We start from the raw sequence: 13,105 nt of genomic DNA, 5'->3' as shown, positions 1-13,105 counted from the left end.
TTTAGAGTGGTCATTTTAGTTTTGACACACCCTCCATTTGCAAGATACCTCCTTGCTATTCGTCTGATTTCTTAGTATGCGAAAATCGGATATTTCTCCATGGTCTTATTGACACGTGCACGCACCTGTGCAATCACTTCTTCATTATCCACATTGGAAAGCACTGTTTCGATCATCTCGGCAATGTCGAGCATCAGATCTTCTTTCGCACCACGGGTTGTGATGGCAGGAGTACCCAGACGGATACCCGAAGTCTGGAATGCCGAACGGCTGTCGAACGGAACCATGTTCTTGTTCACTGTAATATCGGCAGATACCAATGCTTTTTCCGCTACTTTACCTGTCAGGTCAGGGTATTTGGAGCGCAGGTCTACCAGCATGGAGTGATTGTCCGTACCACCGGAAACGATTGTAAAGCCGCGATCAATCAGGGCCTGTGCCAATACGGCGGCATTTTTCTGTACTTGTTTCTGATACTCCTTGTATTCCGGTTGCAGGCATTCGCCGAAAGCCACGGCTTTTGCAGCGATAACGTGTTCCAACGGACCACCCTGGATGCCGGGGAATACGGCAGAATCAAGCAATTGAGACATCATTTTGATCTCTCCTTTCGGGGTTTTCTTTCCCCATGGGTTGGGGAAGTCTTTTCCCATCATGATAACGCCGCCACGAGGACCGCGAAGTGTTTTATGTGTAGTTGAAGTGACGATGTGCGCATATTTTACCGGATTGTCGAGGAGCCCGGCGGCAATCAGCCCGGCCGGATGCGCCATGTCGATCATAAGAATGGCGCCCACTTTATCTGCAATTTCACGCATGCGTTTGTAATCCCATTCGCGAGAGTATGCCGAACCGCCGCCGATAATCATTTTCGGACGTTCGCGCAGGGCAACTTCCTCCATCTGATCGTAGTCTACACGGCCGGTTTCCTGATTAAGATTATATTCGCATGGAGTATAGATGATACCGGAAGTATTTACCAGCGAACCGTGAGAAAGGTGTCCGCCGTGTGCCAGGTTCAATCCCATAAATTTATCTCCCGGATTCAAAACGGCAAGGAACACGGCTGCATTGGCCTGTGCGCCGGAGTGTGGCTGTACATTGGCCCATTCGGCGCCAAAAATCTGCTTCAACCGGTCGATAGCGATCTGTTCGCTCTGGTCTACCACCTCGCAACCGCCGTAGTAACGCTTGCCGGGATAGCCTTCGGCATATTTATTGGTAAGGCAGGAGCCCATTGCCTCCATTACCTGGTCACTCACAAAGTTTTCTGATGCGATCAGCTCGATGCCTTTGAGCTGACGTTGATGCTCTTTTTCGATAATATCGAAAATTAAATCGTCTCTTTTCATTCTGGTTTATAATAAAAATAAGTTTCTTAATGCGAGATTCTTTATTAAGCGCACAAATTTATGGAAAAAGAATGATAATCCGACAAAAATATCCAGATTTATCTATTAAAATATCACCCCGAGCGAGAAACTGAGTACCTGATCGCGCCGCCGGAAGGTGATATTGCTTACTCCTGTACTTCCATCGGAATTGATATTGTCGTAGGTCACCGATTTGGAAATGTTGTGCAACCCTTGTTCATATCGGAAATCAAAAAAGATACGCGAGATGTTGACTCCCACACCGATCACCGCGCTTATGTTAAAAGGATAAAGCCGTTCATCGATACCCTTCTGGTCAAAGTTCTCAAAAGTGATTTCGTTCTTCTTTCCCCAGATGTAGCGCAGTTTGGGGCCGGCAAAAATGGACATGCCGTACGGCCCGTTCTTCACCACATTATAACCGTATAGCACCGGGAAATCGACGCTGTGTATCATCGAAATAACCGATGCATAGTCGGGTTCTATATCCGGGTGGTGCGACCCTAATTTATCAAACGTTATTTCGCATTTACTGACGTTGTAGGATACTTCGGGCTGTATGAAGTGCTTCTTCATATTGATGCGCATGAAAAGCGCGCCGAAATAGCCGACTCTGTAATTGTTCTGAATTTCGTCGATCGTGACGTCTTGAATCTTAAAATCCGACACCAGAAACATAGAGGCATTGAAGCCGGCTTTCACCCCGATATTGAATTTACTGTTATTGGGACGCTCGATGATATCCTGCATGTTTCTTTGTGCAAAGGCAGGCCACACGCCGGCAATACCGCATATCCATATCGCCACCGCCCTGCAGAGCTGCAAAGCCGGGCGTCGCTTCAGATGCATGCCGCCTTTACGGTTTTCTTTTTTTCTGATTGGCATATCGGTATTGGTTATTCAGTTAATTAATCCGGTTGATTGCCCGGTTTGGTTATTCAGTTTAAATGGTCCGTTTTTTGATTCAATCATCTCTTTTTCTCTACACTCCAGCCGAACTTTCCTATTTTATTGCCCAGTTCGTAATAGCCGCCATGGACATACACCAACGGGTTGGCCTCTGCCAGTTCGAGCTTGCCGGTTTCGGCATTCAGGTGCCGTTCGTCTGCACGCACGTTCACCACATCGGCTATAAACATATCATGCGACCCTAAAGACAGGATTTCTTTCACCCGGCATTCGATACAAAGCGGCGATTCTTCAATAAGCGGCGCACCCACCACGGTCGATTTGCCCGGTGTCAGCCCCATCTCTTCAAACTTATGGTAATCGCGTCCGGAACGTACCCCGCACCAGTCGGTGGGAAAGGCCATATCCGCCGTTGTCAGGTTAATGACAAATTCCATATTCTTCTTTATAATAGAATGAGAGTGGCGTTCTGGGCGTACGGATATATAACACATGGGCGGGTTCGTACAAATCGTTCCCGTCCATGCCACCGTAATAATGTTGTATTCACTCTCATCGTTTCCGCAACTCACCATAACGGCAGGCAACGGATAAATCATTGTTCCCGGTTTCCAGTCGACACGCATACATTAAATGGGATTTACGAAATTTACGATTGGACGATTTACGATTTACGATTGATGAATCATGCCTCTATCACAATTGGAGTAAATGACAAAAGGAGTAATCCCAATCGTAAATCGTAAATCGTCTAATCGTAAATCCTTAAATGATCGTAAACTCTTCTCTTTTCTGTTCTTTCTCGCAATAATGGCATTTCACGATGCAATTGTCCTTGTCCACCACATGAAAAAGGGTAGCCATCGGCTCGTTGTTGGTAATGCATTTCGGATTTGCACATTTGATGATCGCCTTCAGTTCATCCGGCATTTGCACCTCTCTCTTTTCCACGACTTCATAGTCGCGGATAATGTTCAGTTTCACATGCGGAGCCACTACCGAGATACGGTTGATCTCTTCGTCACAGAAAAACTTACCGGCAATCTTTATGATCCCCTTTCTTCCCAGTTTCTTGCTTTCAAGATTAAAGCCGATTGTGATATTGTTCGTCATATGTTCCAATCCGAGCAATCGCACTATCGTAAACAGCTTTTCACTGGGGATATGGTCGATAACTGTCCCGTCTCTGAGGGCAGCCACTTGCAGGGCCTGTTTATTCTCGTTCATAACTTATATCTTCTTTTTTTTGATTCATGGCAGCAAGGCCTCCCTCGTTGCCAGTCACCTTTCACTAATTCTCTTGTCGCTAATCGCTTGTCACTAATTCACTTGTCACTGTTCATCACCTCTTCCAGCGTGATGCCCAGTACATCGCAAAGAATGGCCTCACGGGCATACAACCCGTTTTGTGCCTGCTGGAAATAATAGGCTTTGGGGCTTTCGTCCACATCATAGGCAATCTCGTTGACACGGGGCAACGGATGCAGGATGCGGAGGTTCGGCCGTGTGTTTTCGAGCATCCGGGCGCGAAGGATATACACGTTTTTCACCCGTTCGTATTCCATGAGATCGGTGAAACGTTCGCGTTGTACACGGGTCATATACAAGATATCCGCTTCGGCAATCGTCTCTTCCGTAAAGTCGGTATGCTCCACATATTTTATATCGTGCTCTTTGCAATAAATCTTGTATTCTTCCGGCATTTTCAGTTCATCGGGAGCGATAAAATGGAAAGTCGGATTGAAGTGGCGCATGGCCATCAGCAGTGAATGAACGGTACGTCCGTACTTGAGGTCGCCCACCAGATAAATATTCAGATTCTCGAGCGTTCCCTGCGTTTTGTAGATGGAGTAGAGGTCGAGCATCGTTTGCGAGGGGTGCTGGTTGGCACCGTCACCGGCATTTACGATCGGAATCGCCGTCACCTCGCTGGCATATCGCGCCGCCCCTTCCAAATAGTGCCGCATCACGATGATATCGGCATAATTACTTACCATTTTGATGGTATCTTTCAGCGTTTCCCCTTTAGACGAGCTGGTGGCTTTGGGGTCAGTGAAACCGATAACACGTGCACCGAGCCGGTTGGCCGCTGTTTCAAAACTCAGACGGGTGCGGGTGGAGGGTTCGAAGAACAGGGTTGCCACTACTTTGCCTTCGAGCAGCCGGCGGTTGGGATGTTGTTCAAATTGCTTCGCCATTTCGAGCATATAGAGAATTTTCTCTTTCGAATGTTCGGCAATGGTTACTAAACTTCTGTTTTCCATTCTGTTATCTTTAATATTGATAGAACTTGTTTTCAGACTGTAAAGATAGAGATAAAATGCGGCATCCACAACAAAATAAAAAGCAAAGTTATGCTTTTTTTCTGCCGGCGATGGTCTCTTGGCCGTGCCACAAGGAATTGGTAATGATCCATGCCGGACCGATGCGTTTCTTTTCATGACTTTTCTGTTTTTTGGCTGCATTGATTGATGCGGCAAATATAGGGTGCTTTTTCATCGATGCTGTTATTGATTTCGATAACAAATAAAAAACGGCTCGCACGCACTCTTTCTTGAGAGAGAGTTATTTATATTCTTCTCTTCTCTTCTTTACGCGCGTTTCGCGCGAGCGCGTTAGTGAACCAAAACAACATTGAGTGTCAGCAAGTTATGCAAACAGCTCGAGGGCAAATCCTTAGAGACTACCCCCTCGTTGATCGCGTTTCTCCTCGCAAATGCCTCGAACTTGCGAGGAGAAACACTGTAAAAACAACCGGAATTCCGCTTGATAATCGTAGGGAATTTATCGTTTTTTTCTTCTCAAATTTGCATACTTCAACATCCGGTTTGGCAATCCGCCGTATTTCCATAAGCACATTATTCGCACTCTCCGGACACAGCGCTTAAAGTAATCATGCACCGTCCTTAAAACCGATATGCACCGTACCCGGAGCTTCGATGCATCATCCTTGAAAGCAGTATGCACCGTCCTTGCGTTTTCCCGTCCGAAAGGTATCCTGCCATCCTGTATATTTCTCCGTGCGGAAGCATCACTTTTTTTTGCGCATTCGCTAAATTATGACTAACTTTGCACATTCAATAACCAGATAATTCGTAATCAGACATAATGATAAAAAAAATAATAAAATTCCTCTGGATTTTTCTTGTAATAATAGTTTTGCTCTGTGTGGGTATTTTCACCTCTATTTCCAACGGCTGGATCGGCTATATGCCTCCCGTGGAAGAACTTGAGAATCCGGATTATAAATTTGCCGCCGAGATATTTTCGGAAGACGGGAAGGTGCTCGGCACATTCTCATTGCAAAAGAACAATCGCGTTTACAGCAGTTATGCCGATCTGTCACCTGCCATCATCCATGCGCTGATCGCTACCGAAGACGTGCGCTTCACCGAGCATTCGGGCATCGATGCCAAAGCGCTTTTCCGCGCGCTGGTGAAACGCGGCATCTTGTTGCAGAAAAGCGCCGGTGGCGGCAGCACGCTCTCGCAGCAGCTTGCCAAACAGCTCTTCACGGAAAAAGTGGCGAGCAACACCCTCCAGCGCCTGCTTCAAAAACCGATCGAATGGGTGATTGCCGTAAAGCTGGAACGTTACTACACCAAAGAGGAAATCCTGACCATGTATCTCAACAAGTTCGACTTTCTGAATAATGCGGTCGGCATCAAGACGGCCTCCCAGACCTACTTTGGCTGCGAACCGAAAGACCTGAAAATCGAAGAAGCCGCCATGCTGGTAGGCATGTGCCAGAATCCGTCTCTATACAATCCGGTATTCCGGAACGAAAAGATACGCAAAAATGCCTTGGGACGCCGAAACGTAGTACTCGGCCAAATAGAAAAGGCCGGATTCATCACTGCCGCAGAACGTGATTCATTGCAGGCATTGCCATTAAAACTGACTTACAACCGGGTGGATCACAAAGAGGGCCTTGCCACTTACTTCCGCGAATACCTGCGTGGAGTGATGACCGCCAATAAACCGGACAAGAGCAACTACCGGGGATGGCAGATGCAAAAATTCTATGAAGATTCGCTTGATTGGGAAACCAACCCTCTGTACGGATGGTGTGCCAAAAACCGGAAAAAAGACGGTTCGAACTACAATATCTACACAGACGGACTGAAGATTTATACAACCATCGATTCGCGCATGCAAAAGTATGCGGAGGATGCGGTGGAGGAGCACTTGAAAGAGTTGCAGGCACAATTCTTCAAAGAGAAAAAAGGACGCTCAAAAGCCCCGTACAGCAACAATCTGACACAGGCGCAGGTAGACGAAATCCTGCAAAGGACCTTAAAGCAAACAGACCGTTACCGCTTGATGAAAAAGGCGGGAGCTTCGGAAGCGGAGATCAAAAAGGCATTCGATACGCCCGAAGAGATGTCCGTATTCAGTTGGACCGGTGAAAAAGATACCCTGATGACTCCGATGGATTCCATTAAATATTACAAACATTTCCTACGTGCCGGCTTCATGTCGATGAATCCGTTCAACGGGCATGTGAAAGCCTACGTCGGTGGCCCCAACTATACTTATTTCCAATATGACATGGCCATGGTAGGCCGTCGCCAGGTGGGTTCTACGATCAAGCCGTATCTCTACGCATATGCCATGGAAAACGGTTTCTCACCCTGCGACGAAACCCGTCATGTGGAACAGACCTTACTGGATGAAAACGGTATTCCCTGGACGCCGCGCAACAGTACCAAGAAACGTTACGGCGAGCTCGTCACACTGAAATGGGGATTGGCTAATTCCAGCAACTGGGTATCTGCATATCTGATGAGTAAACTGAATCCGTATGCAATGGTCCGTCTGATCCACAGTTTCGGTGTCCGCAACAAAGAGATCATGCCGACCGTGTCGCTTGCTCTCGGCCCATGCGAAATTTCAGTAGGGGAGATGGTGAGTGCATACACCGCATTTGCCAACAAGGGTATCCGTGTAGCCCCTCTGTTCGTTACCCGCATCGAAGACAGCGAGGGTAATGTGCTTGCTACTTTCTCTCCGCAAATGGAAGAGGTCATCAGTGCATCGAGCGCATACAAAATGCTGGTGATGCTTCGTGCCGTTATCAACGAAGGAACCGGTGGACGTGTACGCAGCCGCTACGGCATCACAGCCGATATGGGCGGTAAGACGGGAACTACCAATTCCAATTCCGACGGTTGGTTTATGGGATTCATTCCCTCTCTGGTGTCCGGCTGCTGGGTAGGAGGTGAGGAACGTGATATCCATTTCGACACCATGACCTACGGACAGGGTGCTTCTTTGGCATTGCCGATTTGGGCCAAATACATGAACAAGGTATTTGCCGACCCTACTTTGGGATACGATCCGACAGAGGAATTCCAACTGCCCGAGGGTTTTGATCCTTGTGCCGGTTCGGAAGTAGGATATGACGATTCCGGTGATACGGGACTTGACGATCTTTTTAATTGATTCTGCTTTGAGTGCTTGTCTCATATGTATCGGCAGTAATGATCACCGGAAGGAGAACCTTCTTCTGGCACGTCAAAATTTGTATGCTCTGTTTCCTTCCATCTACTTTGCAACAGAAATGGAGACAGAGCCGCTATATTTAAAGAATACCGCGCGCTTCTCCAATCAAGTGGCCTTGTTTGTCACTGCAATGGAAAAAGAAGCCGTCGTGAATGCACTGAAAGAAATCGAAATAAAAGCCGGACGCCGCCCCGAAGATAAGACGGCAGAAAAAATTCCTCTGGATATAGACTTGTTGGTGTATGGCAATGAAATACTGAAGCCGAAAGATCTGAGACGGGAGTATATCCAGAAAGGAGTGGAAGAATTGGGCACTCTCTTGGCAAGAGAGGAAGTAGGAGAGTAGTCTCAAGAGAGTAGTCAAGTAGTTAAGTAGTCAAGTAGTAAGTAGATGAATAGTAATAAGTAGCCAAGAGAGTAGTTAAGTAATCAAGTAGTTAAGTAGTAAGTAGATGAATAGTAATAAGTAGTCAAGCAGATAAGCAGTAAGTAGATGATCTTCAGTCAAATAATCCGGTAGAAAGTAGACAAATGGTTGAAATAATTCAAGCCGTTAAATAGATATCTCATAGAATGAATCTATCCTACTTAACTACTCTGACTACTTAACTACTTGACTACTAAATAACATAAAGATATGAAATTTTTAGGAATCATTCCTGCCCGTTATGCCTCTACGCGGTTTCCGGCAAAGCCATTGGCTATGCTTGGAGGGAAAACCGTGATACAACGTGTGTACGAGCAGGTGGCCGGTGTGCTTGACGACGCATACGTGGCCACAGACGATGAACGTATCGAAGCTGCCGTAAAAGTATTCGGCGGAAAAGTAGTGATGACATCCGTGCACCACAAAAGCGGAACAGACCGTTGCTACGAAGCAATGGTAAAGATAGGACAGGGGTTCGATGTAATAGTCAACATACAAGGAGACGAACCTTTTATCCAGCCGTCGCAACTGCATGCCATAAAAGCCTGTTTTGACGATGCCGCCACACAGATCGCCACATTGGTAAAACCATTCAGTGCGGATGCCCCGTTGGAGGCTCTGGAAAATGCCAACTCCCCGAAAGTAGTGGTCAGTGCCAATTGGAATGCCTTGTATTTCAGCCGTTCAGTCATACCCTACCTGCGTGGTGTGGATAAATCGGAATGGCTTCGCCGCCATACTTTCTACAAGCATATCGGACTTTACGCTTACCGTGCGGAAGTATTGAAAGAGATCACTTCTCTTCCGCAATCCTCTTTGGAACTGGCGGAATCTTTGGAACAACTCCGTTGGCTGGAGAATGGCTATACGATCAAGGTAGGCATCAGCGAAGTGGAAACGATCGGTATCGACACCCCCGAAGACCTCGCACGCGCGGAAGCATTCCTGAAAACCGAAAAATAATCTGACAAACCAATGATAAACAGATCACTGCAACCCGAGATACAGGACCTGGACAATCTGACTGTCCCGCTTCCCCGACGGACCACACTCTCCAACGGCATACCTCTTGCCATAATCGATGCCGGAGAGCAGGACGTGGTTCGTATGGATATTCTTTTTGCCGGTGGCAGATGGCAACAGGCACACAAGCTGCAAGCCCTTTTCACCAACCGGATACTTCGCGAAGGATCACGGAAATACACCGCCGCCGATATTGCGGAAAAACTGGATTATTATGGAGCATGGCTGGAGTTGTCGAGTTCTTCCGAGTATGCCTATATCACCCTGTATTCCCTGAACAAATATTTTGCAGAAACACTCGAAATAATAGAATCGATCCTCAAGGAACCCACTTTCCCGGAAAAAGAGCTGAATACCGTGCTGGATGCCAATATCCAGCAATTCCTCGTCAATTCGTCCAAAGTGGATTTCCTTGCCCAGAGAAGCCTGCTGAAGACATTGTATGGCCCCGGGCATCCTTGCGGGCGGCTGATTGAAGAGACGGATTACCGGCTGGTAACCCCCGACATGCTCCGCGAATTTTATAATGAATATTACCATTCGGACAATTGCGCCGTTTTCTTATCCGGAAAAATCACGGATGAAATCATCCGCCGGGTAGAATCCGCTTTCGATGCTCCTTTCGGCAACCGGCAGCATTCTTTTATTAAGAAAGAATATACGATCTCCACTTCTACAGAAAAACGGATATTCACGGAACAGGACGATGCCTTGCAAAGTGCCGTCAAATTAGGAACCGTCACCATCCCCCGGCAACACCCCGATTACTTGAAACTACGGGTATTGATGACTCTCTTCGGCGGATATTTCGGCAGCCGCCTGATGTCTAATATCCGGGAAGACAAGGGATACACCTACGGCATCTCGGCCGGTACCATGTTCTATCCCGATAGCGGTATTCTGCTTATCAGCACGGAAACGGACAATGAATACGTCGAACCTCTGATTCGTGAAATCTACCATGAAATAGACAAGTTGCATACCGGAACGGTATCGGAAGCCGAGCTGTCCATGGTCCGCAATTATATGTTGGGGGAAATGTGCCGCAACTACGAATCGCCTTTCTCATTGGCAGATGCCTGGATGTTTATCCATACCTCCGGACTGGACGATGCTTATTTCACCCGTTCGCTGCAGGCCGTCAAGGAGGTCACACCCGAAGAGATCAGAGAACTGGCCAATCGCTATTTGTGCAAAGAGACATTAAAAGAGGTCATAGCTGGTAAAAAGTTATCATAAAAAGGTAGCAAAGTCGCATGTTTTGGTTGATAAATCGTATCTTTGTACACAACACATGTAATCTGTAAACAGTAATTTGTATAAATCAATGAAATATCTATATACTGCACTCATATTGGTTTTTCTCTCTCAAGAAGGCGCTGTGGCGCAAAGCAAGGGGGGGGTCTTTGGTAAAATAAAAGACACCTTCTCCACAGAAATCAAAATCGGAAACTATACGTTCAAAGACGGTTCCGTATACACCGGAGAGATGAAAGGCAGAAAGCCTAACGGTAAAGGGAAAACCGTTTTCAAGAATGGCGATGTCTACGAAGGCGAATACGTAAAAGGGAAAAGAGAGGGCTTCGGCACCTATATCTTCCCGGACGGAGAGAAATATGAAGGCCAGTGGTTTCAGGACCAACAGCACGGAAAGGGTATTTTCTACTTCATGAACAACAACCGCTACGATGGTATGTGGTTTCAAGACTACCAGCACGGAAAGGGTATCATGTATTATCACAACGGGGATGTTTATGAAGGCGACTGGGTGAATGACAAGCGCGAAGGCGAAGGGACATATACCTGGAAAGACGGCTCCAAATATGTAGGAACCTGGAAAAACGACAAGAAAGACGGTAAAGGGGTGCTGGCTTGGAGCAACGGCTGCAAATACGACGGAGAATGGAAGAATGATGTCCGCGAAGGCAAAGGTACATTCGAATATACCAACGGAGAAAAATATGTAGGCGACTGGGTAGACGATCTGCAACATGGCAAGGGCGTATTCTATTTAGGAGGCGACCGCTACGAAGGTGCGTATATTCAAGGCGAACGTACCGGAGCCGGTGTTTACTACCATGCCAACGGCGACAAATACGTAGGCAATTTCAGAAACGGCATGCAGGATGGCGAAGGTACATTCACTTGGGCTACCGGAGCTGTATACAAAGGTCACTGGAAAGAAAACAAACGTAGCGGGCACGGAAAATACACCTGGAGCAACGGCGACAGCTATGAGGGGGAATGGGAAAACAACCAGCCCAACGGAGAAGGAATATTAATCCTCACCAACGGAATGAAATACAAAGGCGGCTTTGTAAACGGCCTGGAAGAAGGAAAAGGTATCCAGGAAGATAAAGACGGAAATCGCTATGAAGGCTTTTTCAAACAAGGTAAAAAACACGGCCCGTTTGTAGAAAAGAACAGCAAAGGAGAAGTAACCCGGAAAGGAACATACAAATTCGGAAGGCTGGAATGAGTCAAGAAAGTAGTCAAGAAAGTAGTCAAGTAGTAGAGTAGTTAAGTAGTAAGTAGGGGATACTCCGTAAATGGGGTAGCAGTACAGAAGAAATAATCAATAGGTCAGATAGATCAATCAAATTTACAAATAAAATGAAAGCCAACTAATTCCGCAATGAATCAGTTGGCTTTCTCATATCTTAAGATCAAATATATCTCAAAAAGAATCAAGTAATAAATAGTCACAGAATGAATCCATTCTACTTGCCTACTTACTACTTGACTACTAAATAATATACTGTGAACTGATTGATTCGTTATTTACCACACGTTTGATTGTTTCGGCAAACATATCGGCAATACTTAACTGTTTCACTTTAGCGCATTTTTTAGCATAGGGGATACTGTCGGTAAATACCATTTCGGTAAGACCGGATTCCTGCACACGGAAAGATGCCGGATCTGACATTACACAGTGGCTGGCAATAGCACGGACAGATGCGGCTCCGGCTTCCAGCATAATGTTGGCAGCTTTCGTAATGGTACCGGCCGTATCTACAATATCGTCAATCAATACTACATTCTTACCCTTCACATCACCGATGATCTGCATGGAAGCTACTTCATTGGCTTTTTCACGCGATTTATTGCAAAGCACCAAAGGCACACCCAGATATTTAGAGAATGTACTTGCACGTTTGGAACCACCCACGTCCGGTGTGGCAATAACCAGATCTTCAAGGTGTAATGACTGTATATAAGGCAGGAATACAGCCGACGCATACAGGTGGTCTACCGGTATGTTAAAGAATCCCTGAATCTGATCGGCATGAAGGTCCATTGTTATCAAACGGTCGATGCCGGCCACCGAAAGCAGATCGGCCACCAGTTTAGCGCCGATAGAGACGCGAGGTTTGTCTTTTCTGTCTTGACGTGCCCAACCAAAATAAGGAATAACCGCAATTACGCTCTTTGCCGATGCTCTTTTTGCCGCATCTATCATCAAGAGCAGTTCCATTAAATTGTCTGAGTTAGGGAATGTGGATTGAACCAGGAATACATGTGAACCACGGATTGATTCTTCATAAGAAACAGCAAACTCGCCATCTGCAAAATGGGTGATGTTCATGTTTCCTAAAGGACAATTGAGGCTGGCGCAGATTTTCTCTGCCAGGTATCTCGAATTGGTTCCCGAGAATACCATAAAGGGTGCTTTTTCGCTCATTTTATAATAGTTGTTACCTATTTGTTAATTTGCGTGCAAAGGTATGAAATCTCCCGACAATCTAAAAGACTTATTGTAGAAAAAATATATATTCATTCTTATTTCACAGGAAATATTTGTAGATTTGCGAAAAGAATAACGGGCCGGTGAATAATGTGCCAATATGCCAATGTGATCAATGTG

The 13,105-nt window shown here is 46.3% G+C and carries 12 protein-coding genes; 5 read left to right on the top strand and 7 right to left on the bottom strand.

Annotation, left to right across the window (positions count from 1 at the left end):
- Window positions 1-71: 71 nt before the first annotated feature.
- The 6 genes from glyA to QVP90_RS05225 form a co-directional block, all read right to left on the bottom strand.
- Window positions 72-1,352 (bottom strand): serine hydroxymethyltransferase, encoded by a 1,281-nt coding sequence (glyA, locus tag QVP90_RS05250; protein WP_021935846.1) that lies wholly within the window; start codon window positions 1,350-1,352, stop codon window positions 72-74.
- A gap of 105 nt (window positions 1,353-1,457) precedes the next feature.
- A complete protein-coding gene (locus tag QVP90_RS05245) occupies window positions 1,458-2,222 on the bottom strand; it encodes a porin family protein (protein WP_394798210.1) in 765 nt (254 codons plus the stop codon).
- Window positions 2,223-2,341: 119 nt separating this feature from the next.
- Window positions 2,342-2,908, bottom strand: coding sequence for a flavin reductase family protein (locus tag QVP90_RS05240; protein ID WP_005932065.1), 567 nt, complete (start codon window positions 2,906-2,908; stop codon window positions 2,342-2,344).
- 139 nt (window positions 2,909-3,047) lie between these two features.
- Complete coding sequence (pyrI, locus tag QVP90_RS05235; protein WP_007480897.1) at window positions 3,048-3,509, bottom strand: aspartate carbamoyltransferase regulatory subunit; 462 nt, start codon at window positions 3,507-3,509, stop codon at window positions 3,048-3,050.
- A 98-nt stretch (window positions 3,510-3,607) separates the two neighbouring features.
- Window positions 3,608-4,546: an aspartate carbamoyltransferase gene (pyrB, locus tag QVP90_RS05230; protein WP_025819039.1), complete on the bottom strand. Its 939-nt coding sequence runs from the start codon at window positions 4,544-4,546 to the stop codon at window positions 3,608-3,610.
- 88 nt (window positions 4,547-4,634) lie between these two features.
- Window positions 4,635-4,781: a hypothetical protein gene (locus QVP90_RS05225; RefSeq protein WP_264380862.1), complete on the bottom strand. Its 147-nt coding sequence runs from the start codon at window positions 4,779-4,781 to the stop codon at window positions 4,635-4,637.
- Between the two features lie 609 nt (window positions 4,782-5,390).
- On the opposite strand from QVP90_RS05225, the gene QVP90_RS05220 reads away from it, so the two are divergent.
- The 5 genes from QVP90_RS05220 (at window position 5,391) to QVP90_RS05200 (ending at window position 11,716) form a co-directional block, all read left to right on the top strand.
- On the top strand, window positions 5,391-7,727 hold the full coding sequence (locus QVP90_RS05220) for a transglycosylase domain-containing protein (RefSeq protein ID WP_021935845.1): 2,337 nt from the start codon (window positions 5,391-5,393) through the stop codon (window positions 7,725-7,727).
- 7 nt (window positions 7,728-7,734) lie between these two features.
- Window positions 7,735-8,133: a 2-amino-4-hydroxy-6-hydroxymethyldihydropteridine diphosphokinase gene (locus QVP90_RS05215; RefSeq protein ID WP_021935844.1), complete on the top strand. Its 399-nt coding sequence runs from the start codon at window positions 7,735-7,737 to the stop codon at window positions 8,131-8,133.
- Between the two features lie 291 nt (window positions 8,134-8,424).
- On the top strand, window positions 8,425-9,177 hold the full coding sequence (gene kdsB, locus QVP90_RS05210; RefSeq protein ID WP_021935843.1) for a 3-deoxy-manno-octulosonate cytidylyltransferase: 753 nt from the start codon (window positions 8,425-8,427) through the stop codon (window positions 9,175-9,177).
- A 15-nt stretch (window positions 9,178-9,192) separates the two neighbouring features.
- Window positions 9,193-10,476 (top strand): M16 family metallopeptidase, encoded by a 1,284-nt coding sequence (locus QVP90_RS05205; RefSeq protein WP_264381148.1) that lies wholly within the window; start codon window positions 9,193-9,195, stop codon window positions 10,474-10,476.
- 88 nt (window positions 10,477-10,564) lie between these two features.
- A complete protein-coding gene (locus tag QVP90_RS05200; protein ID WP_021935841.1) occupies window positions 10,565-11,716 on the top strand; it encodes a hypothetical protein in 1,152 nt (383 codons plus the stop codon).
- 267 nt (window positions 11,717-11,983) lie between these two features.
- Here the strand turns inward: QVP90_RS05200 and QVP90_RS05195 are convergent, their stop codons facing one another.
- Window positions 11,984-12,922 carry a ribose-phosphate pyrophosphokinase gene (locus tag QVP90_RS05195; RefSeq protein ID WP_005932052.1) on the bottom strand — a complete coding sequence of 313 codons (939 nt, stop codon included), beginning with the start codon at window positions 12,920-12,922 and terminating at the stop codon, window positions 11,984-11,986.
- Between the last annotated feature and the right edge of the window lie 183 nt (window positions 12,923-13,105).

It is taken from the genome of Bacteroides sp. CAG:189, assembly GCF_000432295.1.
In the GTDB taxonomy this organism is placed as follows: Bacteria; Bacteroidota; Bacteroidia; order Bacteroidales; family Bacteroidaceae; genus Bacteroides; species Bacteroides salyersiae.
This window is presented reverse-complemented; position numbering and strand designations above follow the sequence as displayed.

Excerpts from the sequence above, each read along its gene's own strand:
- QVP90_RS05200 (WP_021935841.1), top strand. The coding sequence starts at position 10,565 with ATGAAATATCTATATACTGCACTCATATTGGTTTTTCTCTCTCAAGAA.
- glyA (WP_021935846.1), bottom strand. The coding sequence starts at position 1,352 with ATGAAAAGAGACGATTTAATTTTCGATATTATCGAAAAAGAGCATCAA.
- QVP90_RS05245 (WP_394798210.1), bottom strand. The coding sequence starts at position 2,222 with ATGCATCTGAAGCGACGCCCGGCTTTGCAGCTCTGCAGGGCGGTGGCG.
- QVP90_RS05225 (WP_264380862.1), bottom strand. The coding sequence starts at position 4,781 with ATGAAAAAGCACCCTATATTTGCCGCATCAATCAATGCAGCCAAAAAA.
- pyrB (WP_025819039.1), bottom strand. The coding sequence starts at position 4,546 with ATGGAAAACAGAAGTTTAGTAACCATTGCCGAACATTCGAAAGAGAAA.
- QVP90_RS05195 (WP_005932052.1), bottom strand. The coding sequence starts at position 12,922 with ATGAGCGAAAAAGCACCCTTTATGGTATTCTCGGGAACCAATTCGAGA.
- pyrI (WP_007480897.1), bottom strand. The coding sequence starts at position 3,509 with ATGAACGAGAATAAACAGGCCCTGCAAGTGGCTGCCCTCAGAGACGGG.
- QVP90_RS05240 (WP_005932065.1), bottom strand. The coding sequence starts at position 2,908 with ATGCGTGTCGACTGGAAACCGGGAACAATGATTTATCCGTTGCCTGCC.
- QVP90_RS05220 (WP_021935845.1), top strand. The coding sequence starts at position 5,391 with ATGATAAAAAAAATAATAAAATTCCTCTGGATTTTTCTTGTAATAATA.
- kdsB (WP_021935843.1), top strand. The coding sequence starts at position 8,425 with ATGAAATTTTTAGGAATCATTCCTGCCCGTTATGCCTCTACGCGGTTT.